General features: G+C 58.5%; 15 protein-coding genes and 1 pseudogene. 8 read left to right on the forward strand and 8 right to left on the reverse strand.

Annotation, left to right across the window (positions count from 1 at the left end; translation table 11 throughout):
• Positions 1-614 precede the first annotated feature (614 nt).
• Positions 615-1,052: a DUF3757 domain-containing protein gene (locus RYC17_RS04435; protein WP_058400109.1), complete on the forward strand. Its 438-nt coding sequence runs from the start codon at positions 615-617 to the stop codon at positions 1,050-1,052.
• Between the two features lie 57 nt (positions 1,053-1,109).
• On the opposite strand, the gene RYC17_RS04440 is transcribed toward RYC17_RS04435, so the two are convergent.
• Positions 1,110-1,685: a DUF1349 domain-containing protein gene (locus RYC17_RS04440; protein ID WP_004664169.1), complete on the reverse strand. Its 576-nt coding sequence runs from the start codon at positions 1,683-1,685 to the stop codon at positions 1,110-1,112.
• A gap of 202 nt (positions 1,686-1,887) precedes the next feature.
• Here RYC17_RS04440 and RYC17_RS04445 point away from each other — a divergent pair.
• A pseudogene (locus RYC17_RS04445) lies at positions 1,888-2,136 on the forward strand (phage antirepressor); the annotation flags it as partial.
• A gap of 75 nt (positions 2,137-2,211) precedes the next feature.
• Positions 2,212-2,946 carry an SDR family NAD(P)-dependent oxidoreductase gene (locus RYC17_RS04450; RefSeq protein ID WP_122258849.1) on the forward strand — a complete coding sequence of 245 codons (735 nt, stop codon included), beginning with the start codon at positions 2,212-2,214 and terminating at the stop codon, positions 2,944-2,946.
• 1 nt (position 2,947) lies between these two features.
• Here the strand turns inward: RYC17_RS04450 and RYC17_RS04455 are convergent, their stop codons facing one another.
• Complete coding sequence (locus tag RYC17_RS04455; RefSeq protein WP_005779368.1) at positions 2,948-3,826, reverse strand: carboxylate/amino acid/amine transporter; 879 nt, start codon at positions 3,824-3,826, stop codon at positions 2,948-2,950.
• Positions 3,827-3,867: 41 nt separating this feature from the next.
• Complete coding sequence (locus RYC17_RS04460) at positions 3,868-4,068, reverse strand: hypothetical protein (protein WP_227447889.1); 201 nt, start codon at positions 4,066-4,068, stop codon at positions 3,868-3,870.
• 25 nt (positions 4,069-4,093) lie between these two features.
• Here RYC17_RS04460 and RYC17_RS04465 point away from each other — a divergent pair, with 25 nt between their 5' ends.
• Complete coding sequence (locus RYC17_RS04465) at positions 4,094-8,926, forward strand: M10 family metallopeptidase C-terminal domain-containing protein (RefSeq protein WP_316902581.1); 4,833 nt, start codon at positions 4,094-4,096, stop codon at positions 8,924-8,926.
• Between the two features lie 302 nt (positions 8,927-9,228).
• On the opposite strand, the gene RYC17_RS04470 is transcribed toward RYC17_RS04465, so the two are convergent.
• Complete coding sequence (locus RYC17_RS04470) at positions 9,229-9,543, reverse strand: hypothetical protein (RefSeq protein WP_058400105.1); 315 nt, start codon at positions 9,541-9,543, stop codon at positions 9,229-9,231.
• 67 nt (positions 9,544-9,610) lie between these two features.
• Between RYC17_RS04470 and RYC17_RS04475 the strand changes: the two genes are divergently transcribed.
• From RYC17_RS04475 to RYC17_RS04490, 4 genes are all read left to right on the forward strand, one after another.
• Positions 9,611-10,534 (forward strand): LysR family transcriptional regulator, encoded by a 924-nt coding sequence (locus tag RYC17_RS04475; RefSeq protein WP_058400104.1) that lies wholly within the window; start codon positions 9,611-9,613, stop codon positions 10,532-10,534.
• A gap of 13 nt (positions 10,535-10,547) precedes the next feature.
• On the forward strand, positions 10,548-11,336 hold the full coding sequence (locus tag RYC17_RS04480) for an alpha/beta fold hydrolase (RefSeq protein WP_058408525.1): 789 nt from the start codon (positions 10,548-10,550) through the stop codon (positions 11,334-11,336).
• A 138-nt stretch (positions 11,337-11,474) separates the two neighbouring features.
• Entirely contained in the window at positions 11,475-12,038 is a 564-nt protein-coding gene (locus RYC17_RS04485) for a peptidylprolyl isomerase (protein ID WP_122258852.1), read from the forward strand.
• A 102-nt stretch (positions 12,039-12,140) separates the two neighbouring features.
• On the forward strand, positions 12,141-13,973 hold the full coding sequence (locus RYC17_RS04490) for an ABC transporter ATP-binding protein (RefSeq protein ID WP_005732280.1): 1,833 nt from the start codon (positions 12,141-12,143) through the stop codon (positions 13,971-13,973).
• A 176-nt stretch (positions 13,974-14,149) separates the two neighbouring features.
• Here RYC17_RS04490 and RYC17_RS04495 read toward each other — a convergent pair whose 3' ends face one another.
• The 4 genes from RYC17_RS04495 to hrpA form a co-directional block, all read right to left on the reverse strand.
• The gene (locus tag RYC17_RS04495) at positions 14,150-15,277 is read right to left on the reverse strand and encodes a GNAT family N-acetyltransferase (protein WP_316902582.1); all 1,128 of its coding nucleotides are present in this window, start codon (positions 15,275-15,277) and stop codon (positions 14,150-14,152) included.
• Positions 15,278-15,317: 40 nt separating this feature from the next.
• Positions 15,318-20,210 (reverse strand): NEL-type E3 ubiquitin ligase domain-containing protein, encoded by a 4,893-nt coding sequence (locus RYC17_RS04500; RefSeq protein ID WP_316902583.1) that lies wholly within the window; start codon positions 20,208-20,210, stop codon positions 15,318-15,320.
• A 120-nt stretch (positions 20,211-20,330) separates the two neighbouring features.
• A complete protein-coding gene (locus RYC17_RS04505; protein ID WP_058408529.1) occupies positions 20,331-21,452 on the reverse strand; it encodes a beta-ketoacyl-ACP synthase III in 1,122 nt (373 codons plus the stop codon).
• Positions 21,453-21,693: 241 nt separating this feature from the next.
• Positions 21,694-25,605: an ATP-dependent RNA helicase HrpA gene (gene hrpA / locus RYC17_RS04510; RefSeq protein WP_316902584.1), complete on the reverse strand. Its 3,912-nt coding sequence runs from the start codon at positions 25,603-25,605 to the stop codon at positions 21,694-21,696.
• Between the last annotated feature and the right edge of the window lie 29 nt (positions 25,606-25,634).

Raw genomic sequence — 25,634 nt, forward strand, 5'->3', positions numbered from 1 at the left:
GCGGCTCAGCTCGCCTCTCATGCTGAAACATTGTGCACAGGGGCATGCGGGGTGGCTGTCGACAGTGTTCGAACCAGCGGTGCTGCGCCTAACATGACCGCCACCACGTTCAATCGCTGATGGGTTCTTAATTGTCGGCAGCCTAGTGTGACCGGAAAGTCGGCGGGCCTCGGCCTTTTGTGTAGTGCTGATGGCCGGCATTGGTTTTGCCAACGTGTCGCCAAGCGCAAAGGCGCAATCACGGACCTTATCGAATGGTCGATCGAGTTGTTCCGCAAAGAAAATAGTCAGCGATAAGAGACCTCCGCCAGCCCATTATCCGAATATAAGCGCCGCCATTTCCTACAAACAATTAAGGCCTAAAGGTGCAGACAATAAACAGCCTGGCGCCTAAGATAAATTCATCCACACTGGATACGATCAAATATTTACTGAAATGCGCACGCCTTTAACAACGAAATAATACGCAACAAAAATACTGTTATACATCAAACAGAAACATGCAATCAACTGGCGTGCCTGACAACAAGCTCGCGCTGCCTAACTGCGTCAAAGCCCCACACTAACGCTCATATAAACACATCAAGAATTAAATCTTTAATTAAAGGAACATCATGAAAAAGGTATTAATCAGCGCTGCAATCGCGACCTCCCTGCTGGGCATGTCCATGACCTCTCAAGCCGCGGAAAACTGCCCTACCGTCGCGAAGATCGAGCAGGTCTCACCCGGCGTATACCGGGCGAGCGGTAATGACGGCGAGTGGACCGGCGTGCTGCAAGGCGTTGTAACAAAGAAAATGCCTGTGCAGTCCTTTGACCTGGCCATCACTATTCAAGAGGGCGCGGACGCACCTGAGATGTTGCAACACTGCACCTACAACATTGGTGGGCGCGAGGCGCTGGACATGCGCTTCATCGCTAAAAACAATAAGGATTTCACTGTAAAAACTGCAGGCAGCGCTTGGAAAAAAGAAGATGGACCTTTTGGTCTCATCTACAACGTGTGTGAAAAAACATCCCCTGAAAACTGCAAGTTCACCGTCGTTCAGTAAAACCGAGATAAGCATATCGCTCTTCAGCGGGCCTGCAATGGCCGGCTGAAGAGTCACTCAAGTCAAATCATGCAAATCCTTGCCCAGTGCAGGCATGACCTCGAAATGAGAGAACACCACCTCCAGCCCTCCCCGTTCCGGACTGCAACACATCGGCCCTACGGCATAAGACTCACTCACGGGAAATGGTGCCAGGCGCAGCAGCGGCCAGCGCAGCCCGTCGCTGGAGTGCTGAATACGCATAACGCCCTTGGCTACCGTGACTCGCAGCCAGAGGCCGGATGACGACTCATCAAACGCACCCGTCGCCCAATCCGATTGCCCGCAGGTTAGAACGCTGCCCAGCATCAGGGCTCCGTCGCTGACTTCAACGCCGGTTTTGACCCAGTTGCGCTCGTCAATGCGGACCATCAAGCCCGCCTGATCGTAAAGCGTCTTGAAATCCCCCTGCACATGCACTTGCGCAGTGAAATCGCCCGTCACCGAAACACCCAGAAAATGACCGGTGTCGCGGCAGAAGCCGTAGTGCGTCTGTTGCCAGAAATCGGTTTGCGGATCTGTGGTGACTGTCAGGCGCTCTTCCGCCACGTTCCAGTGTCGGGGTTGGTTCAGCCAGATGCCTTTGTCGAACATGTTGCCTCCAGTGTAGGGTTGTCGAGGGTGATGGAGGCGTTACCTCATCTAACCCATGCAGATGGGCGCGCTTCAATAATAAACATCAACCGACAACACACTATCTGAACACAACCTAAAACCTAACGCATCGCAGCCGCCCCAAAAAATGCCGTTTCCTACGCTTCAGCCCCACACCCTCGTCCTCCGTCACAGCCATATGCTGCGTCAGTGGCTGACGCATGAGGTGCTGACGGTGTTGCATGATCAGCAGAACGTGACGCTGGATAACCCCAGAATGAGCCAGTTGCAGTGGCCGGGCACCTCGCTGAGCGTGCTGCACTGGCGCAGTGAAACCTGGATTCGCTTGCGGGACATGCCGACTGTGGTGACCGAAGCAACACCCCGGCCGAAGCGGGCGCTGTGGCGCAGGGTCTTGAAGCGGATTAGCCACAAGAGTTCTGCGGCCTGACACCGGACAAACAGCGTTGACACCCCGCCCGCCAAAAAACATGATGCATCCACCCTCAAAAACCGGAACGCACTCATGAGCGACAAGAAAAAGCTGTTGCTGACTGGCGCAAGCCGGGGGATTGGTCATGCCACGGTCAAGCATTTCAATGCCGCGGGCTGGGAAGTGTTCACGGCGTCCAGGCAGAACTGGGTCGCTGATTGCCCGTGGGCTGAAGGTCTGCTCAACCACATTCACCTGGACCTGGAAAACATCGACAGCGTCAGCGAGAGCATGGCGGCAATCAAGGACAAGCTCGGCGGACGGCTCGATGCGCTGGTGAACAATGCGGGGGTTTCGCCGAAGACGGCGGAAGGCGGTCGCATGGGCGTTTTGGAGTCTGATTACAGCACCTGGATCAAGGTCTTCAACGTCAACCTGTTCTCCACGGCGCTACTGGCTCGCGGGCTGTTTGACGAGTTGAAAGCGGCCAAGGGCAGCATCATCAATGTCACGTCGATTGCCGGCTCGAAGGTTCACCCTTTTGCAGGCGTTGCCTATGCCACGTCCAAGGCGGCCCTGTCGGCGCTGACCCGGGAAATGGCTTTCGATTTTGGCCCGCACGGGATACGGGTCAATGCCATCGCACCGGGCGAGATCGATACGTCGATCCTGTCACCCGGCACTGCGGAAATTGTCGAGCGGCTGGTGCCGATGCACCGACTGGGCAAGCCCGAGGAAGTCGCTTCGCTGATCTACTTCCTGTGTACGGCTGGCGCGTCCTACGTGAACGGTGCGGAGATTCACGTCAACGGTGGCCAGCACGTCTGACTCAACGGGTGCCGGAAACGCTCTCCGGCACACGCCGCACGCCCAGGCGACTGATCCACACAGACGCCACAATCACCCCGCCGCCGATCAGCAGGCGGGTGAAGTCCTCATGCTGGTTCCAGATCAGCAGATTGATCAACAGCCCCAGCGGCACATGCAGGTTATTCATGACTGCCAGTGTGCCGCCATTGACCATGCACGCGCCTTTATTCCACCAATACATGCCCAGCGCGGTCGAACACAGGCCGAGGAATAGCAGCACGATCCATTGGGTCGGTGCTTCGGGCAGGTGTTGCGGGTTGCCGAACATCAGGAACGCGGGCAATACCACCGCCAGTGCACCCAGGTAGAAATAGCCGAAACGTCGGTAATGCGGCAGATCGCTGGGGTGCCGCGCCACCAGATGTTTGTACAGCACTTGCCCGGCGGCGTAGGTGAAGTTGGCCAGTTGCAGTAGCAGGAAACCGCCGAGGAAGTCGCCGTCCAGACCGTCGTAACGAATCACGCCCGCACCCAGCACAGCGACCATCGCCGCGAGCAAGGCCCAAGGGTTGAAGCGCCGGTTCAGCGCGTCTTCGATCAGCGTCACGTGCAGTGGCGTGAGGATGGTAAACAGCAACACTTCGGGCACGGTCAGCACCCTGAAACTCAGGTACAGGCAGACATACGTCACGCCAAATTGCAGCGCGCCGATCAGCAGCATGCCCCGCATGAATCGCGGTTCAACCTGACGCCAGCGGGTCAGCGGGATGAATACCAGACCGGCGAGCACCACGCGGATCAGCACCGCGAAATAACTGTCGACGTGCCCGGCCAGATAGACACCGATCAGGCTGAACGAAAACGCCTGAATCAGTGTGACGATAAGTAGATAACCCATGCCTGCCCCCATTTTTGAAGGGCGCGACCATAGCGGCTGCGTCACTCACTGTCCACTCGACGGCCGCCGCTTTTTGACGCCAACCCGTCGCCGCGCCCCGCGTTACCCGTCACAAATATGACAGCCGCATTATTGACGCACATGTCGTCGGTTTCGACGAAAATATAGCCCATATCAAGCAACTTTTCCTGAACAAAAGGTCTTATCATCCGGACGCTGCAATATTGACTAAATTCATCCACATTCGTCGTCGCCTGGAGTAACACCATGATATTCAACACAAAAGACTTCGGAGCAGTGGGCGACGGCGTCACTGACGATACGGCCGCCATTCAGGCAACTATTGATGCGGCTGCAGCGGCGGGTGGTGGGGAAGTTGTGCTGGCAGCCGGGACCTACATTGTCTCCGGTGGCGAGGAACCTTCCGACGGCTGCCTGATGCTCAAAAGCAACGTGACCCTGTCGGGCGCGGGCATGGGCGAGACAGTCATCAAGCTTGCGGATGGCTCGGACACAAAGGTCACCGGCATCGTGCGTTCCGCCTACGGCGAAGAGACCCACGACTTCGGCATGAAAAATCTGACACTGGACGGTAACCGTGACGCCACCACCGGCAAGGTGGACGGCTGGTTCAACGGTTACATTCCAGGCTCTGACGGCAAGGATTCGAACGTTACGCTCGACAGCGTCGAGATCAAGGACTGCTCGGGCTACGGCTTCGACCCGCACGAGCAGACCGTCAACATGGTCATCAAAAACAGCGTGTCGCATGGCAACGGCCTGGACGGCTTCGTGGCCGATTACCTGAGCGACAGCGTGTTTGAAAACAACGTTGCGTATAACAACGATCGTCACGGCTTCAACGTGGTGACCAGCACTCACGATTTCACCCTGAGCAACAACGTTGCCTACGGCAATGGCAGCACCGGCATCGTGGTGCAGCGCGGCAGTGAAAACATCCCCTCGCCTGCCAATATCACCATCACCGGCGGCGCGGTCTATGGCAACGGTGCTGAAGGCGTGCTGATCAAGCTGTCCAGTCAGGTCTCTGTCAGTGGCCTGGACATTCACGACAACGGCAATGCCGGTGTGCGCATCTACGGCAGTTCCGGGGTGGATGTGTTTGATAACACCCTGAGCAACAACTCCCTCGGCGCCCCGGTGCCGGAGATTATCATCCAGTCTTACGACGACACCTCGGGTGTTTCCGGCAAGTATTTCAACGGCAGCGACAACCTGATCCGTGGCAACACGATCACCGGCAGCGACAACTCCACCTACGGCGTTGCCGAGCGCAACGAAGACGGCACCGATCGCAACAGCATCGTCGGCAACACCATCAGCCACACCAGCAAGGGGCTGACCCTGGTGTATGGCGATGGCAGCTTTGCGGGCGATGCGTTCCCGCTGGTGACCGTCAATGGCACCGAGGCCAACGACGTCATCAACGGTGGCGCGGCCCACGAAATGATCTTCGGCCTGGCGGGCAAGGACACCTTGAACGGCGGTGCGGGTGACGACATCCTGATTGGCGGTGCGGGGGCCGACAAGCTCACCGGCGGCGCGGGTGCCGATACTTTTCGCTTCGATCAACTGACCGACAGCTATCGTACGGCGACCACCAGCGCCACCGATCTGGTCACTGACTTCGACGTCAGCCAGGACCGCATCGACCTTTCAAACCTGGGCTTCAGCGGGCTGGGCAGCGGCAAGGGCGGCACGCTGAATATCAGCTATAACGCCACACTTGATCGCACTTACGTCAAATCACTCGACGCCGATGCCAGCGGCAACCGGTTCGAACTGGGCCTGAGCGGCAACCTGAAAGACACGCTCAATGCCAGTCATTTCATCTTCCAGCGGGTCATCGAAGGCGCTGCGGGCGGCGATACGCTGACCGGCACTGACGGCAATGACGTGATCAACGGTAACGCCGGTACGGACCGTATCGATGGCGGCGCGGGCGCAGACACGATCACCGGTGGAGCCGATGCCGACACCCTGACCGGTGGGGCGGGCGCGGACCTGTTCATCTACAACTCGCGCCTGGACAGCTACCGCAATTACACCGCCAGCGGCACCAAGCAGAGCGACACGATCACCGACTTCAACCCGGCCGAAGACCGCATCGACCTGTCCAGCATCGGCCTGCGCGGCCTGGGCGATGGCAGCGCCAACACCATTTACCTGTCCGTCAATGCCGACGGCAGCAAGACCTACATCAAGACCGATGCGGTCGACAGCACAGGCAATCGCTTCGAGATCGCCTTGCAAGGCAATCTGGCCGACAAACTGAGCGCGTCCAACTTCATCTTCTCTACAGCCTCAGCCGCCAATCAGGCGCCAGTGCTCAATACGCCGCTGATGGACCAGAACGTCACCGAGCTGAAAGCGTTCTCCTACGCAGTACAGCCGGGCAGCTTCAGCGACCCGGACAGCAACACGCTGACCTACAGCGCGACCCTGGCCGATAACAGCGCCCTGCCCGAATGGTTGAAGTTCGACAGCAAGACTCTGACCTTCAGCGGCACACCGGGCGGCACGGCATCGGGGCTTTATTCGGTATTGCTGACCGCGAGCGACGCCACCGGCGCGTCGGTCGCCGACAGTTTTGCCATCAATGTGGGCAACGTCACGCCGGGGACCCTCACTGGCACCGAGAACGCCGAGGCGCTGTATGGCACCGAAGGCAACGACACGATTCTGGGCCTGGGCGGTGACGACACGCTGCGCGGCGATACCGGCGCCGACATCATTAACGGTGGCGCAGGACGCGACGCCCTGTACGGAGGAGCCGATGCCGACACGTTCGTCTACAGCGCACTCACCGATAGCTACCGCGATTACGACGCTGGCGGGCTGACCGCCACCGACACGATCTATGACTTCACCCCCGGCCAGGACAAAATAGACGTTTCTGCTTTGGGTTTCCTGGGGCTGGGCAACGGCGAAGATCACACGCTGTACATGACCCTCAACGAAACGGGCGACAAGACTTACATCAAGTCCGCCACGGCGGATGCCGACGGCAATCGCTTCGAAATCGCCCTGAGCGGCAACCTGATCGACACCCTGACCGATGCGGACTTTGTGTTCGGCCAGCGCGAGGCGCAGGAGATTCTCTATCTGCCGACGCTGGGCCAGTCCAACGCGCGCCTGCTGCGCATGACCGAAGACGACAACCAGTCCGGCACCTCGGAAATGGTCAAGGACCTGACCCGCTACACCGATTATGACGTGCGTAGCCAGTTCACCGACGCCAACGGTGATGGCATCGACCTGGCCGTAGGCGGCAGCACCGTGGTCGGCTACTCGACCGGCACGCAGGAAGAACAGCGTGTTTCGTGGTGGCTGGTGGATACCGATCAGCCAGGCCCTGCGCTGCTGCGTGCGACCGAACTGCTCAAATCGCAACTGGCGTCGCTGACGGCTATCGATAAAGTGACCACCGGGATTATCTGGGGTCAGGGTGAAGAAGCCGCGCAGGAAATAGCCCGCGCCACGGACAAGCAGGCTGCAGCCGACCTGTACAAAGCCTCGACCCTGAAGGTGTTCGATTACCTGCACGCGCAGATCGGCGACTTCACCGTGTACATGGCCGAAACCGGCCACTATCAGACCGAAGCGGCCAAGGCGCGCGGCTACACCGAAGAAAAGATCAACGCTATTGTCGAGGGTGCCGGATACGTCAGAAACGCTCAGGAAGCCATCGCCAATGAGCGTGCCGACGTCAAGCTGGCAGTTGACTACACCGACCTGCCTTTGCGTTACGAGGTCAACCCGCTGGTCTACCCCGATGACGTCTGGCACTTGCACGAAGAGTCCGCCGAAATCGTCGGTCAGCGCCTGGCCGACTTCATTGCCGATGACTTGGGCTTTCGTGGCGATGCCAGCGACAACAACGACCCGGCCGCCATTTTCGAGGGTGGCCAGAACGAAGGCGGCAACATCTTCGGCACCAGTGACGACGACACTTTGGTGGGCAGCGCCGGCAATGACGTGCTGGATGGCGATCAGGGCGCAGATGACATGACCGGCGGGGACGGCAACGACATCTATGTAGTCGATAACGCACTCGATACCGTCACCGAGAGCAATGATTCGCCATCGCAGGTTGATACCGTGGTGTCTTCCGTCAGTTGGCAGTTGGGGACGAACGTGGAAAACCTGCTGCTTACCGGCGTATCTGCCATCAACGGCACCGGAAATGCGCTGAAAAACGTCATCACCGGCAATGCCAGCAACAATATTCTCGACGGCGTAGCGGGTGCCGACCTGCTGACCGGCGGCGACGGATCGGACAGTTATTACGTTGACGATGCAGCCGACCGAGTGGTCGAGACCAATGCAGATCAACAAGTGGGCGGCATCGACACGGTGTACAGCTCGCTGGCCAGCTACACGCTGGGGGCCAACCTGGAAAACATCGTCATCAACGGCACAGGGGCGGCGAACGCAACTGGTAACGCCCTTGATAACCTGATCTACGCAGGCGCTGGCGACAACGTCATGGACGGTCGTGACGGCAATGACACGGTGTCTTATCTGTTTGCCACGGCAGGCGTTACGGTTGCGCTGAACACCAGCGCTCAACAGGCCACCGGCGGTTCGGGCCTCGACACGCTCAAGGGTACAGAGAACCTGACCGGCAGCCAGTTTGCCGACACGTTGACCGGCAACAAAAACGCCAACGTCCTGAACGGCGGCAGTGGCAACGACACCTTGTCCGGTGGCGCGGGTGATGACGTGCTGATCGGCGGGTCAGGCGCTGATACGCTGATTGGCGGCACCGGTGCTGACCGCTACGTGTTCAACAACAGCAACGAGACAGGTCTGGGTGGCCTGCGCGATATCATCAACGGCTTCAAGGCAGCCGAAGGCGACAAGCTGGACTTCACAGGCTTCGATGCCCGACCGCTGACCGATGCCCACGATGCGTTCGTGTTCATCGGCAACGCGGCGTTCAGCGCCAACAACACCGGCGAGCTTCGCTTTGCCGATGGGGTGCTGTACGGCAATCTCGATGACAACATCGGCGCGGACTTTGAAATCCAGCTGACCGGCGTGCAGAGTCTGCAAGCGGCAGACATCATCGTCTGATTGCGCCCAGCGTATTGCACAAGTCCTGAGAGCTCGGAATGCCGAGTTTTCAGGCTTCTGCGCGAAGGGCGTGGGAGCGAAGCGGCGACGCTTCACCTGTTCGCGAAGACGGTGTTTCAGCCGATGCATTTTCGGCGATCATACCAGCCCTTTCGCGAACAAGTTCGCTCCCACGGTCTCCGGCCAGAATTGCGTACAACGCAACGGCAACGCCGTTATAAAATCGATTTATCGATTAAAGACTTCAACACCCTCGCTCAACCCATCCATAAATTTGTTTTATCCATAAGAGCGCTCTACTCTCAGGCTGGCTGGCAGGTGAGCCTGATTCGCAACTTGATGATGCTGCGATTGAACGTGGATGAAGCGTCGATACTCTGACCTGCGCCAACCTGCACACGCCGGGTTCGCGGCGCCTCTGGCCCGTTGACGAACACCACCGAACATTTGGCGTCTACATCCCCATAGTTGCTGACGGTGATTGAACCAATGTTGTGATAGACGTCGTGCGTCACATAATCAATCTTCACACCCTGATACTGCTTTTCCACCTCGATGGGGTACGCGAAAGCCGGCACAGGCAACATGACCAGCAGTACATAGCACAGTCGATTCATTCGGCGATCTCCAAAGCGGGATTGTCAGAGTAGAACAAATAGCCAGCACATTAAGAGGAATTACAGCATGAAAGCGCCCCGCGTGACTCTCGACCAGTGGCGCACATTGCAAGCCGTAGTTGACCACGGTGGCTTTGCTCAGGCCGCCGAGGCGCTGCACCGGTCGCAGTCATCAGTGAGTTACACCGTGGCACGCATGCAGGAACAACTCGGCGTGCCATTGTTACGCATCGACGGACGCAAGGCTGTGCTGACCGAGGCCGGTGGTGTACTGCTGCGCCGCTCACGGCAACTGGTCAAACAGGCCAGCCAACTGGAAGACCTCGCCCACCATATGGAACAGGGCTGGGAGGCAGAAGTGCGGCTGGTGATTGATGCGGCCTATCCTTCGGCACGCCTGGTCAGGGCGTTGACCGCGTTCATGCCGCAAAGCCGCGGCTGCCGGGTGCGGTTGCGTGAAGAGGTGCTTTCGGGTGTCGAGGAGGTACTGCTCGAAGGCGTGGCGGACCTGGCCATCAGCGGCTACAGCATTGCCGGTCATCTGGGTACCGAGATGAGCTCCGTCGAGTTCGTCGCCGTCGCTCATCCGGACCACGCCCTGCACCAGGCCAATCGCGAATTGACCTTTCAGGATCTGGAAAGCCAGTTGCAGGTGGTGATTCGCGATTCAGGCAGACAGCAACCGCGGGATTTCGGCTGGCTGGGCGCAGAGCAGCGCTGGACGGTCGGCAGCCTCGGTACAGCCGCCACCTTCGTCAGCAACGGTCTGGGTTTCGCCTGGCTGCCTCGCCACATGATCGAACGTGAACTGCGCGAGGGGCTGCTCAAGCCGCTGCGCCTGGACAAGGGCGGCAGCCGCAACCCGACCTTCTATCTTTACTCCAGCAAGGACAGGTCGCTGGGCCCGGCCACGCAGATTCTGATCGACCTGATCCGCACGTTCGACACCGCACCACTGACCACCGCACTCATCGCTCCCCAACACGCCTGACAGGAGTAGGCACATGGCTTTTTTCGAACACGACGACTGCTCGCTGCACTACGAAGAGTATGGCCGGGGCGAACCCGTCCTGTTGCTGCATGGCCTGGGTTCGAGCTGTCAGGACTGGGAATATCAGATCCCGGCACTGGCCAGGCAATACCGCGTCATCGTCATGGACATGCGTGGCCATGGTCGCTCGGACAAACCCTACGGGCGCTACAGCATTCAGGCCATGAGCAATGACGTGGAGGCGTTGATCGAACACCTTCATCTGGGTCCGGTACACCTGATCGGCCTGTCGATGGGCGGGATGATCGGCTTTCAGTTGGCGGTCGATCAACCGCACCTGCTCAAGAGCCTGTGCATCGTCAACAGCGCGCCACAGGTCAAGGTCAGAAGCGCAGGCGACCTTTGGCAATTAGCCAGACGCTGGACCCTGTCACGCATCGTCAGCATGCAGACCCTGGGCGAGGCGCTGGGCAAGCTGTTGTTTCCAAAGCCGGAACAGGCCGACCTGCGGCGCAAGATGGCCGAGCGTTGGGGCAAGAATGACAAGCGCGCCTATCTGGCCAGTTTCGATGCCATTGTCGGCTGGGGCGTGGAAAACAAACTGGGGCGCATTACCTGCCCGACGCTGGTCATCGCGGCCGAACACGATTACACACCGGTCTCGCTCAAGGAGGCTTACGTCAAACGCCTGCCCAATGCGCGGCTGGTAGTCATCAACGACTCCCGGCATGCCACTCCACTGGACCAGCCCGAGCAATTCAATCGCACGCTGCTGGAATTCATGGCCAGCATCGGAGTCTGAAAACCTTGTGCAGCCCATAGGTGCGCTGGCTGATGGCATGAAGCCGCGCAAACCCTCTAACACGCTGGGCAAAAAGCGCCAAACGTGGTTACCTTGCCGGTCACAGTCGATATCTCTTACCGAAGGACCTGTTGCCACATGCTGAAAAAAATCGCCCTCACCGCCTGCTCCGTATTGTTCGCTGCCAACCTGATGGCTGCCCCGGATAAAGCCACGCACGTGGTACTCGATACCAGCTTCGGCCAGATTGAAATCGAGCTTGCGGACGCCAAGGCACCGGTCAGCACCCAGAACTTTCTGGGTTACGTCGACAGCGGCTTCTACAGCAACACCATTTTTCACCGTGTGATTCCGGGCTTCATGGTGCAAGGTGGCGGTTTTACCAAGCAGTTGGTTCAGAAGCCGACCAAGGACCCGATCAAGAACGAAGCACAGAATGGTCTGCACAACGTGCGTGGCACCATTGCCATGGCCCGTACTTCGGACGTTAACTCGGCCACCAGTCAATTCTTCATCAACACCAACGACAATGCCATGCTCGACAACGGCACACGTGACTTCGGTTACGCGGTGTTCGGTAAAGTCGTCAAGGGTATGGACGTGGTCGACAACATCGTCAACGCCCGCACCATTACTCAGAAAGGCATGGAAAACGTGCCAATCGACCCGATCCTGATCAAGTCCGCCAAACGCGTCGACTAAGCAGGAAACCTGCACCGCATGAAGCCTTCGGGCTTTGTGCGGTCTGGACGGGAGAGCCTCCACTTATCAAGGAGAACCCACGTCGCGTGGGTGTGATAGCCAATGCTTTATCGTCGTTTTGAAAAACTGATCGATATCTTCAAAGACGCCCCTACCCCTGCCCCGCCCAACACCGTCTTCGCGTTTTACATGTATTACCTGCGTCAGGTATGGCCGACGTTTCTCGCTCTTCTGGTCGTGGGCCTGATCGGTGCGCTGATCGAGGTGTCGCTGTTCAACTACCTGAGCCGCATTATCGACCTGGCGCAAACCACGCCGCCCAAGGATTTTTTCAGCGTGCATGGCCCGGAACTGATCTGGATGGTGGTGGTGGCCCTGCTGCTGCGCCCGATCTTCGTCGGCCTGCACGACCTGCTGGTGCACCAGACCATCAGCCCCGGCATGACCAACCTGATTCGTTGGCAAAATCACAGCTACGTGCTCAAACAGAGCGTCAACTTCTTCCAGAACGATTTCGCCGGGCGTATTGCCCAACGCATCATGCAGACCGGCAACTCTCTGCGCGACTCGGCAGTGCAGTCGGTAGACGCGCTGTGGCATGTACTGATCTACGCGATCAGCGCCATGGTACTGTTCGCCGAGGCCGACTGGCGCCTGATGATCCCGCTGGGCACCTGGATCGTGGCGTTCATACTCTCGCTGATGTACTTCGTCCCGAGGGTCAAGCAACGCTCGGTGGAGTCGTCCGATGCGCGCTCCAGACTCATGGGCCGGATAGTCGACGGCTACACCAACATCACCACATTAAAACTGTTCGCGCACACCAATCATGAGCAGCAATATGCGCGTGAAGCGATGCGTGACCAGACCGAGAAAAGCCAGTTGGCTGGCCGTGTCGTCACGTCGATGGACACCACCATCACCACCATGAACGGCGTGCTGATTGTCACCACCACCGGGCTCGCCCTGTGGTTGTGGACCCAGTCGATGATCTCGGTGGGTGCCATCGCGCTGGCCACAGGCCTGGTGATTCGTATCGTCAATATGTCCGGCTGGATCATGTGGGTGGTCAATGGCATTTTCGAGAACATCGGCACCGTGCAGGACGGCCTGGAGAGCATCTCGCAGCCTGTCACAGTGAATGACCAGCCCGGCGCCCTGCCGCTGAAGATCGAAAACGGCGGCGTCCGGTTCGATGGCGTTGATTTCCATTACGGCAATGGCAACGGGATCATTCATAACCTCAATCTGGACATCAAACCGGGCGAGAAAATAGGTTTGATCGGGCCTTCAGGCGCAGGCAAATCGACGCTGGTGAACCTGCTGCTGCGCATGTATGACGTTCAAGGCGGCAGGATCCTGATCGACGGTCAGGATATTTCTGAAATCACCCAGGAAAGCCTGCGTGCGCAGATCGGCATGATCACCCAGGACACGTCGCTGCTGCACCGTTCCATTCGCGAAAACCTGCTGTATGGCAATCCTGACGCCACTGACGAACAGCTCTGGGAATCGATCCGCAAGGCCCGTGCCGAAGAGTTCATCCCGCAGTTGTCGGACTCCGAAGGCCGTACCGGTTTTGATGCCCATGTGGGAGAGCGCGGCGTCAAGCTGTCCGGCGGTCAGCGCCAGCGAATCGCGATCACCCGTGTATTGCTCAAGGACGCGCCGATCCTGATCATGGATGAAGCCACCTCGGCACTTGACTCGGAAGTTGAGGCAGCCATTCAGGAAAGCCTGGAAACCTTGATGCAGGGCAAGACCGTCATCGCCATCGCGCACCGCTTGTCGACCATCGCCCGTATGGATCGTCTGGTGGTACTGGAAAAAGGCCAGATCGCCGAAACCGGCACCCACGCCGAACTGCTGGCCCGCGGCGGGCTGTATGCGCGGTTGTGGCAGCATCAGACGGGTGGGTTTGTAGGGGTGGATTGAAGATGGGCCTCTTCGCGAGCAAGCTCGCTCCCACAGGATCTTCAGAGGCCAGTGATCTACCCGCTGCCATGTATACCCATGACTATCGTGCCAATGCTCCGCGTTGGCATGCATTTCGTGACGCTCCGCGTCACAAGTCTCGCGCCGATGCTCCACGTGCGAAGGCCTATCCTCCGCTACTCCAACTGCCGATACGGCAACGCACTCCTCGCCTCATCGGCATAGGCCAGTACGCCGACGCGTTCCTGCTCGAGAAACTCGCTCACTGCGTCTTTCAGCCCAGGATGCATCAGGTAATGCCAAGACCGGGTGATCTGCGGTTCGAAGCCGCGAATCAATTTATGCTCACCCTGAGCGCCTGCATCGAATCGTTGCAGGCCGTGGGCGATGGCGTAGTCCATACCCTGATAGAAACAGGTCTCGAAATGCAGTCGGTCAAACTCGGCCAGACAGCCCCAGTAGCGCCCGTAGAAACTGTCGTCGCCGATCAGGCTGAACGCCATCGCCACAGGCCGTGAGCCCTGCAAGGCGATGACCACGCGAATCGATTCGGGCATGCGCTCGGCCAGCAGGCTGAAGAATTCGCGTGTCAGGTATGGCGCCTGTCCGCGAATTTCGTAGGTATTGGAATAGCAGGCATAGACGAAGTCCCACAGCACTTCGCTCATCTGCGCGCCTTCAAGCCATTCAAACTCGATGCCCTGCCCGGCTACCTGTTCACGCTCCTTGCGCATCTGCTTGCGCTTGCGCGAACTCAATGCGTCCAGAAAGTCCTGAAAGTCGCGGTAGCCCCGGTTATGCCAATGAAACTGACAACCAAAGCGCTGCAGCCAGCCCGGTTGCGACTCAAGCAAGGCATCGGCAGCCGGGTCGGTGAAGTTCACATGGGCGCTCGACAGCCCCTCACTCTGCAGATAGGCCGGCAGCTCGCTGAGTAGCTCCATGCCGCCTTGAGGCGTTGCACTCAGAATGCGTGAGCCGCCGACCGGGCTGAACGGCACCGCGACCAACAGTTTGGGGTAATAGGCGATTCCAGCGCGGCGGCAAGCATCTGCCCAGGCGTGATCGAACACGTATTCGCCGTACGAGTGCCACTTCCGGTAGGCCGGCAATGCCGCAACCAGTTGATCGTTTTCGTAGTGCAGCACATGTTCGGCACGCCAACCGGAGCGTGGCCCGAGGCTGCCGCTGTCTTCCAGCGCGCTGAGAAAGGCATGCCGCAGGAACGGCTGATTGCCCGGCACCAGTGCGTCCCATTGAGCAGGGGCAACGGTGCTTAGGTTGTCGATAACGTGAACGGGCATGCAGATTCCCCGGATTGTCAGGCGTTATGGAGAGTATCTCTTATTGAGGCCCTGCGTTCACAGCGTCCGAAAGCTGTATGGAAAGTTTGATCGCACACGCCTTGATCGCACGCATGCGTTCCTTGGTGATCTGTTTTACCCGGTCAAGGTATTGTTGATCGGATTGCATGTCCGGCGACAGCTCATCCAGAACGGCGAGACGCTCAGCAAAAGGGCGCTTTACCGGCTCAAACTCGTGGGCGTAGCGGGTTTCCAGATAATCCATCCAAAACTCCCTGGCAATCAGTGATTCGAAAAACGCAGGAGTACTTTCACGCGCAATTATCTCGCGGTAGGCGGAATCCAGATCGGCGTCACTCACCCCCGCCAGAGTCCTGAACAGCATGGATCTGGACCGGCTGGCCAATCCAAGCCGTACCTGCAAACCCGTTCGATAGGCCAGTCGTACTTCGGCTTCATCTACCGTTTTATTGCTTGTCATCCGAAGAGCAATATCGCGACGGGCAATTTTTTCCACCTCATCGAGACGGTCGAGACTGCGGGTCATCTTGAACAGCTCCAGTGGCCGTGCGGCTTCCGGCGTGGATGACGTAATCGCGAACACCCCAACGCGAACTTCCATGTCCCCGAATACTAACGCCAGACCATCGCCACAGGTTTGAGGATGGGCGGCAAGATCAAACAATTGCCGACGCAGCTCCCCATTTTCAGCAGCCGCTTCCATCATCGTCCAGACCCGTGTCGTGAGCGCTTTACGATCATTGAAAAAGTCTGCTGAAGTGGTCAGGTCGCTCAGCACCTGAAAAAAATCCGTAGAACCGGAACAGTCCTGCACGTTATGCCAAAGCTCTGTCCGTGCAGCCAGTTGCTCACCACTCGCACCGCCAAGCCAGGTCTTAAGGGCAGGCGTTTCCTGATGCAACAAGCGGTTATGGCTGATCCCCAAACGTGACTGATACCTTTGCTCACGCAGCACTCTGATCCGTTCATGCGTCTGCACACTCAGCGGATTACCATTCAAATGTATATTCAGACGATTATCGCTGAGGGAGCGATCAATAAGGGCGAGCGCCTGGGTAGTTATGTCCGAGATATGGTTGTCACGAAGGTCGAGAAGCATCAGATCAGAACTGCGCCAGTTCCACTCTGGCACCCTTTCAATACCTGTAGATCGTAAAAAAAGCATGCGCAGTGCGTTGAGCGGACTCAGCCGCGTGCTCCGCCCAAGCGAGCAAAAACTGAGGTCCAGAACTTCCAGTCGGCTCAGATTGCGCAAACCGGCGTTGCACTGGTCGGTCCAGACCAGCGGGTTGTGTCTGAGTGACAACTCTCTGAGTTGAGTCATCCGCCCTATCGACTCTGGCAGGGATTGCAGCGCATTGAAATCCAGGCTCAATGAATGCAGGTTGCTGAAATGCTTAAGTAATACATCAGCCTGTGAATGGGTAAGCCGCATGTTTCGAGCGTTTAAAACCGCCACATGACTGAAGTCAGCCAATACCTGCGGCATGTTTCCTATGCGTAGACCCTCCAGATCAAGCGAATACCCCAAAAACTCACCCTGATAGTTTCTGCAGTGAGCGCTCAGGCGCCTCCAGCAGTTGCGAATTCGCAACGCCGCGATTGCCCTCGGTCTAAGCATTGACGAGGGCTCAGCTTGCAGTACCCAACTGTCCAGGCTGGTTTGCAAAGTGCTCAGTTCCTGAGCGAGGCCTTGCAGCCTTTGTCGAACAAAGTTCGTCAATTGCGAGGCAGAACCTGTGTGCTCTGCACGCAGCGCCTGAAGAAACGTCGTAACCTGCTCTTCGGAAAAATCCGGATACAGGCTTTTTACCGCAAGCTCCGGCGAGTGGCTGGGCGCACCAATGCCGAGCCTGCGGAAGAGGCCACGCAAACGTCCACTCAGGGGATACCCCACACGGCCATCGTGCAGTCGTTGCGGCCATTTGATGCCCGGCTTGATCGGCTGCAACTGCAGGATTTCCGCTATCCGCTCGCGTCTGTCAGAGGCGATACGACACAAAAGACTGCGCAGGTGCTGCTCATCCGCATTCACTGGCAACTCGATGTTGACACGCACCTCATCAGGAAGCGCGTTGAGCAGAGCACTGAAAAAGCTCTGACCGGCCTCACCTATAGACTCACCCAACTGATTGAAGGGCTGAAATACCTCTTCGGTTCGGATCAGAACCCGATGCACGACAGTCGCCTGGTCACTTTCAAGGCTCGCGATCTCATCGCCCTCCAGCGTGTCTTTGAGCAGATCGATTGAAACGTCGCCACGCCAGCCCGGCGTGTACGGCAACATGCCAAGCGCAGCCGCACAGGTGTCCGGATTGCCCGACGAGCGTCGGTAGAAGCCTTCGATGGCCCTGTTTATCCGCAGTTGCTGCTGATACTCACGAGCATGCTCGGCAAGCTCAAGAGGGATGCGTTTTTCCGAGGTCATCCGTGCGGTGTCTGCATCGCTCGCCATCTCGATGAGTTCCAAAGCGATGCTGTCCGGCACACTGCTGAAATCGCGTTGAATCAGCTTGACCAGCGGCTCACTGCTGCGGTTGTGCAGGGCATAAACCTCGTCAAGCAACGGCCCCATGTGAAGTTGCGCACAGTCGGCCAGATAACGTTTGAAACCTTGAACCTGCGAAGTTTTATCTGCACCGCTGGTTCCCGTCAGATGACTGACTTCATCGGGTGTCAGCCCTTCCAGCAATTGGCCGAGCGCCTGCGTGAGGTCTTCTGTCGCGCCCACGACACTGGATGAAAATGTCATATGCGCCCCCACGTTCCAGGCGTCGAGCATGGTTCCGTCTGCGTCTAACACTAACAACCCTCGGCTCTTGTGCCAGCGCGGCGACGACACCAGCAGCTTCATCCATGGCTCGATATGAGTGACAGGCACTGGCGAAGACTCTTCTGCCTTGAGGGCTTCTATGCAGGCTTGCAAGCCCCGCTCGATTTCCATGCGCTGGATGGCATCTCTCAGCAGAGCCGGAAGCGGGTGACTTTCGACATGTATCTGACGCAACAAAGCCTCGTTGCTGCCCGTAATGCTCAAGACCCGCGAGATCTCTTCTTCGGTGAACGCATTACACGTCACATTAAGCCGCCTGAATGCCGTGACTTCATCCCAGCCCATGGGGGTTTCCCACTCGTGACGCCAGGCACCGGCCCCGTTGTGTTCAAGCTTAGGCGAGTAGGCGTGCTGATCCTGCGGGTGCCTGATACGCCAGTTTTTTCCGGTTGCGTCTGCTTCAACGCGGTACAGCTTGCCGCTCATTGGCAGCCACGTCTTGCTGTCGAATTCGTAAAGCCCAAGCGGATTGGCACGCAAACCGTCAGGCAACGTAATCGTATCCGCATAACCGTCAACAGTTGGCTTTCCAAGACGAACCGATCCATCCACCCTCTTCTGCACCAGGCTTTCGATAAACATCGACGGTTCCAGCCGATTGAGCGCGCCAATGGCGCTGCCCACTACCACTGTCTGAGCGACGTTTTCCGCGATGTTGTAAACATGTTGCATGGCCTCTTCCACTTCCCCGTGCGTCCAGTCTTCGTAGGCAACGAACGCTTCGCGGACAAGCTGATAGAGAGCAACCACGGCCATGACTTCACCCAGCACAGGCACAAAGAGCCCGGCCGCATTGAGTATGTCCATGCCACTGTTTTTCAGGTTGTCGAGCAGCGCATCCCTGGCTAGCTGATCAGCCTGCGCAGACGGCACCGCTATGGTCCGTGAATCGCCGTAGGTTTTGGCCAGCAGGTGGTCGTAAAGCAACTCGAACGGGGGCTTCGAAAATGGCTGCGCCTGCAACACCAGGTCGGCATTGACGTCCAGCGTGTGCTCCTGGACCGGGTAGAGCCGCGATTTCAGCTTCGCAAAGAATTCCGGACTTTGGTCAAGCCTGACGAAGCGGCTGAAATAGCGCCTGTAACTGTCACTGTCGAGCGCTGCCACGAGGCTGTCGTTGAAGGCCCTGAGTGACGCGAACTGTTTGAGCGGGTGTGACGGCTCTGAAGGCATATAGACAAGACAAGGCCCACTGTCAGGGTCAGCAATCTCCTGCTGAATCAGCAAAGCCCCGTGCAACAGGCAGCCCGAAAAAGCGTAGGTATCGAGCATATGCAACTGACAATAGCGCAACCCCCTGCCCCCCCATTGCGCATGGACGTCGGGCTTCACTACGCTCAACAGCATCTGGTAAGCGGCTTCGCTGACATCACCCTTCATCATGGCAATGTGCGCAAGCACCTCGACAGCATCGCGCTCACCGTCGATAAAAACAGCAGCAACCGCTTTCGCAGCGTCTGGCGTGGAAGGTTTGAATACACTGTCCAGATGCGTCTGATACTGGCCACCAAGATCCAGTTCATGACAAAAATCAGCGAATTGCTCAAGGTCGATATCAAGACGGTCCTTGTATTCCACCTTGTACCTGCGCTGAGCACTGTCGATCAGCCAGTAACGCAGGCCTCCAGTACGAAGTATTGCCGAGTACGGATCGAAGCGGCTTCGGTTACTGGAGGCGAAGTTCTGCAAGGCGGCCTGCAACAGCGTCTGTTCAAGAGGATTCGGCCTCCAGGAACTGTCGTAACGCCAGGTCATCAGCTGAAAGGCTTCGACATCCAATGGAAGTTCGAAGCGTTCGAAAAACGCTTGCGTCAGCAGAGGCGCTGCGAATGCTTGTGCTGATAAAAGGCGATTGCGAACGGGCCCAAGCGCATGGGTGGAACGCAGGGTTTTCTGATGACTGGCGTGCAGTGCCTGGCGCAAGGTCGCCGGTGCGTTCAAATACCAGTCAGGCAGGTTGCCTCTGATAAATCCGGCATTTGGATGCTCCACGTCGAATGGCGCAGAGTCGAGTTGTCGTGAGGCAGACAGGGAACCAGGCGAGACTGGCGTTTCAGGCGTGGTGTAGGCGTTGAACATGATCGATACCCGTGATGGCTTCGGAAAAAGCCAACACGATAAAGATCCGCCGGGGTGCAGGTGACATAACGGGATATGACAGGCAGCGTCTGATATCCAGACGCTGCCCATAAAGCGCTATCAGCGCTTGCGCAGAATCACGCTGCCAATCGAGTAACCGGCACCGAACGAGCTGAGCACGGCGAGCGCGCCCTTGGCCAAGTCATCCTGATAGGTATGAAACGCAATGACCGAGCCTGCCGAGCTGGTATTGCCATAAGTGTCGAGAATCACCGGCGCTTCCTCGACCGTGGCATCGCGACCCAGCAGTTTCTTGACGATCAACTGGTTCATGCTCAGGTTGGCCTGATGCAGCCAGAAGCGTTTGACGTCAGTGATGTTGATGTCGTTGTCCTGCAAATGCGCAGCGACCAGCTCGGCGACCATCGGGCAGACCTCGCGGAACACCTTGCGGCCTTCCTGCACGAACAGCTTGTCCGGCGCATTCTGGCCCTCGTCCGAGGTACGGTTGAGGAAACCGAAATTGTTGCGGATGTTGTTGGAGAATTTGGTCAGCAAACGGGTGCTGACGATATCGAACTGGTAAGGCGAGGTGGCGAGGTCTGCACGCTCGACCACAACGGCTGTGGCCCCGTCGCCGAAGATGAAATGGCTGTCACGATCACGGAAATTAAGGTGCGCGGTGCAAATTTCCGGGCTGATCACCAGCAAGGCGCGGGCCTGACCCAGCTGCACGCTGTTGCAAGCCGCCTGAATGCCGAAGGTCGCCGAAGAGCAGGCCACATTCATGTCGAAACCATAGCCCGCGACACCCAGCGCTTCCTGAATCTCGATGGAAATCGCCGGATAGGCGCGCTGCAGGTTGGAGCAGGCAACGATTACACCGTCGATGTCGGCAGCGGTTTTGCCTGCACGTTGCAAAGCCTGTTCGGCCGCAGCAACCCCCATCTGGCAGAGGATCGACCATTCATCATTGCCGCGCTCCGGCAGGTTGGGCTTCATGCGCTGCGGGTCGAGAATGCCTTGCTTGTCCATGACAAAGCGGCTTTTGATGCCCGATGCCTTTTCGATGAACGCAGCGCTGGACTCACTGAGCGCTTCCACTTCACCACGTTCGATAGCCGCTGCGTTATCGCTGTTGAACTGTGCGACATAGGCATTGAAAGACTGCACCAGCTCTTCGTTGGAGATGCTGTTGGCCGGGGTAAACAAGCCTGTGCCGCTGATGACGACGTTGTGCACGGTCGTTCCTCTCTTATTGAGTTGCAGGTAAACACCTGCTCAGGCACGGTATTCGGAGACCCTCTGTTTTTGGGACCAACGTACCAATGCGACTGTAAAAGCTGCCCGCAACAGAGAGCAGCATTTCATGACACGGTGAAGACAGGCGCGGAGTGTGCCACAGAGCCCGGTTTTGGCGCTATCGGGCCAATGAATATAGGCCCGATAGCGGCAATTGACTGTACTGAGGGCCGACGCAGGATCAGCCCTCCACCTGACTCCACTGCTTGCTCAACCGTTTGTCCGACACCGGCATTTTGGTGCCTAACTGCTGAGCGAACAGCGACACGCGGTATTCCTCCATCCACCAGCGATACAGCGCCAGTTCCGGGTCGCGCTTGCCTTCCTGGGCGTGCTTGTCGGCACGTGTCTGGTATTGCGTCCACAGGCCTGCCAGCTCGATGCTCCATACCCGGTCTTTCTGCACCTGACCTGGCAGTTTTTCCAGACGCATCTCGATAGCCTTCAGGTAACGCGGCAGTTCCTTGAGCCACACCGCCGGGGTTTCACGCACGAAACCGGGGTACACCAGCTTGCTCAGTTGTGCCTTGATATCGTTGAGGGCAACCGCCTGCGACAGGTCAATCTTGCCTTTGAAGCGCTTTTGCAGACCGTGCCACAGCTTGAGGATTTCCAGTGTCAGCTTCGCCAACCGCTCGGCATGCTCGGTCCAGTCGGCGCGCTTGCGCTCAGCCAGTGACAGCAGACCGGCACCGTCGCGCGGTAGCTCGGCCTCGCCTTCCAGTACGCAACTGTCGAGGCTAGCCAGCAGGATGTCCTCGATCAGCGCATCGATGCGGCCCAGCTCGCGGTGCAACAAGGCCAGCTCGGTCTGCCCCGGCAGTTTGTTGCGCAGAAACTTCGCTGGTTCAGCCAGCTGTTGCAGCAGCAAACGCTGCAACGCACGGCGATGCTGATATTCAGCTTCGGCCTGCGTGGAGAACCGGCCTTCCTTGACCGCTCCGCCCTCTTCGACCAACGCGGGATAAACCGTCATCGACAACCCGGCGATGTTCTGCTGAGTCTTTTGCGCCACCGCAGCAAAGGCCTTGGCCTGCACCGGCTGCTGGCTTTTCGCGGTTTGCGGTACGGCCAGTGCGGCCTGGCTCGCCTCGGCAAAGCGCGCCGTCAGCTCGGCCAGATCACGCCCCTCACCGAGAAACTTGCCACTGCCATCGACGATTTCCAGGTTCATCTTCAGGTGGCCTTCAAGCTGCTGCGCGGCTTCGGCCCAGCCCTCGTCGCTGACCCGCACGCCGGTCATGCGCAGAAGCTCACGCCCCAGCGCCTGGGGCAATGAGCCCTCGCCGAAGGTAATACGTTGCAACGCGGCCTTGATGAAATCCGGGACCGGCACGAAGTTCTTGCGCACAGCTTTGGGCAGGTTGCGCACCAGCGCAATGCTCTTGGTCTCGAGCAAGCCCGGCACCAGCCACTCCAGGCGCTCGGCAGGCAGCGACAGCAACAGGGGCGCAGGGACGCGCAAGGTCACGCCGTCACGTGGGTGGTTGGGCTCGAAGTGGTAACTCAGCGACAGACTGAGGTCGCCCAGGTGCAAGGTATCCGGATACTGCGCGGCGGTAACTTCACTGGCCTCGCGGGCCAGCACATCCTCTTCGCGCATGATCAGCAGTTGCGGGTTCTTCTGGCTTTCAGTCTTGTACCAACTGTCGAACGTCGCCGTCTGATGAATCTCGGCCGGGATTCGCGCTTCATAGAAGCTGAACAAGGTGTCTTCGTCAGCCAGAATATCGCGACGTCGAGCCTTGGCCTCCAGCTCATCGAGCTGCTCCAGCAGGCGGGTATTGGCACTCAGGCATTTGGCCCGCGACAGGATGTCACCGCGCACCAGACCTTCGCGAATGAACAGCTCGCGCGACACCACCGGGTCAATCGGCCCGTAATGCACCGGACGGCGACCAACCACGATCAGGCCGAACAGCGTAATCTGCTCGAACGCTACGACCTGCCCGCGCTTCTTCTCCCAGTGCGGCTCGAAATGATTTTTCTTGATCAGGTGGCCAGCCAGCGGCTCGATCCAGTCCGAATCGATCTTGGCCACCATGCGCGCGTACAGCTTGGTGGTTTCCACCAGCTCGGCGGTCATCAACCACTGCGGGCGCTTCTTGCCCAGCCCGGAAGACGGGTGAATCCAGAAGCGCCGCTGCCGTGCACCAAGGTAGTCACCCTCTTCGGCCTTTTGCCCGATCTGGCTCAGCAGGCCGGAGAGAATGGCCTTGTGAAATTTCGGGTAATCGGCCGGTTCCTTGTTGACCGTCAGTTGCAGATCGCGACAGATCAGGCTCAACTGCCGATGAGAATCACGCCACTCGCGCAGGCGCAGGTAATTCAGAAAATTGCGCCGGCACCAGTTACGCAGCGGGCTGGCCGTCAGGGTCTGGCGCTGCTCTTCAAAACCGCGCCACAGATTGACCAGCCCGGCGAAGTCCGAGTCGGCGTCTTTCCATTGCGCATGGGCCTGATCAGCCGCCTGCTGACGCTCAGGTGGACGCTCACGCACATCCTGCACGGACATGGCACTGGCCACGATCAACACTTCCTGCAGGCTGCCCTGCTTCGCAGCTTCCAGAAGCATGCGGCCCATGCGCGGGTCTACAGGCAGGCGCGCCAGCTGACGGCCCAGCGGGGTCAGCTGATTTTCGCGATTGACTGCCGACAGCTCCTGCAACAGGTTGAAGCCGTCGCTGATCGCCTTGCCATCCGGCGGCTCGATGAACGGGAAATCGGTGATCTCGCCCAGACGCAGGTGCAGCATCTGCAGGATAACCGCTGCCAGGTTGGTGCGCAGTATCTCGGGGTCGGTGAATTCAGGTCGACCGTTGAAATCTTCTTCGCTGTACAGACGCACGCATAAACCGGGCTCGACACGCCCGCACCGGCCTTTGCGCTGGTTGGCGCTGGCCTGCGACACGGCTTCGATCGGCAGGCGCTGGACCTTCGCGCGATAGCTATAGCGGCTGATACGTGCAGTACCGGTATCGATCACGTAGCGGATGCCCGGCACGGTCAGCGAGGTTTCCGCAACGTTGGTGGCCAGCACCACACGACGACCTGGATGGGACTGAAAGATACGCTGCTGTTCGGCAGGCGAAAGGCGTGCGTACAGCGGCAGAATTTCGGTGTGCCTGAGCTGCGCCTTGCGCAGTACCTCGGCGGCATCGCGAATCTCGCGTTCGCCGGGCAGAAACACCAGCACGTCACCCGGGCTCTTGCGCTCGCTACGCTCAAAGGCCGCCAGCTCATCCAGCGTGGCCAGAATGGCCTGATCGACTGTCAGGTCTTCTTCGACGCTGTTGCCTTCCTCGTCCTGCTCGCTGGTCAGCGGGCGGTACCAGAGGTCGACAGGGAAGGTACGACCGGACACTTCGATCACCGGCGCATCGTTGAAGTGCTCGGAAAAGCGCTGCAGGTCGATGGTCGCGGAGGTGATGATGACCTTCAGGTCCGGGCGACGTGGCAGCAGGGTTTTCAGGTAACCGAGCAGGAAGTCGATGTTCAGACTGCGTTCATGAGCTTCGTCGACGATGATCGTGTCGTAGCGTTCAAGGAAGCGGTCATGCTGGGTTTCGGCCAGCAGAATACCGTCGGTCATGAGTTTGATCAGTGTGTTGCTGTCGCTCTGATCTTCAAAGCGCACCTGATAACCGACCAGAGCGCCCAGCGGCGTGCCCAGCTCATCGGCCACCCGGCTGGCCACGCTGCGTGCGGCAATCCGGCGCGGCTGGGTATGGCCGATCAGACCGTGCTGACCACGACCGATTTCCAGGCAGATTTTCGGCAATTGGGTGGTCTTGCCGGAGCCGGTCTCACCGGCAATGATCAGCACCTGGTGCTTGAGCAAGGCCTCCTTGATCTCATCGCGCTTGGCGGCGATGGGCAGGTTGTCGTCATAACGGATCGTCGGCACGCTTTCACGCCGCGCCGTCACCTGCGCACAGGAGGCCTGAACCCGCGCCACCCACTGCGCCAGCTTCGCCTCGTCAGGTTTTTTGCGCAGGTCATGCAACTGACGGCGCAGGCGATGACGTTCGCTGATCATCGCCTGGTCGAGGCTTTTCAGAAGTTGGTCGATAGAGGGCGATTCGTCGGTCATCAGGCGTGCAGGGTCTTTTTTCAAATGGC

Source organism: Pseudomonas syringae group sp. J248-6, assembly GCF_032586995.1.
In the GTDB taxonomy this organism is placed as follows: Bacteria; Pseudomonadota; Gammaproteobacteria; order Pseudomonadales; family Pseudomonadaceae; genus Aquipseudomonas; species Aquipseudomonas amygdali.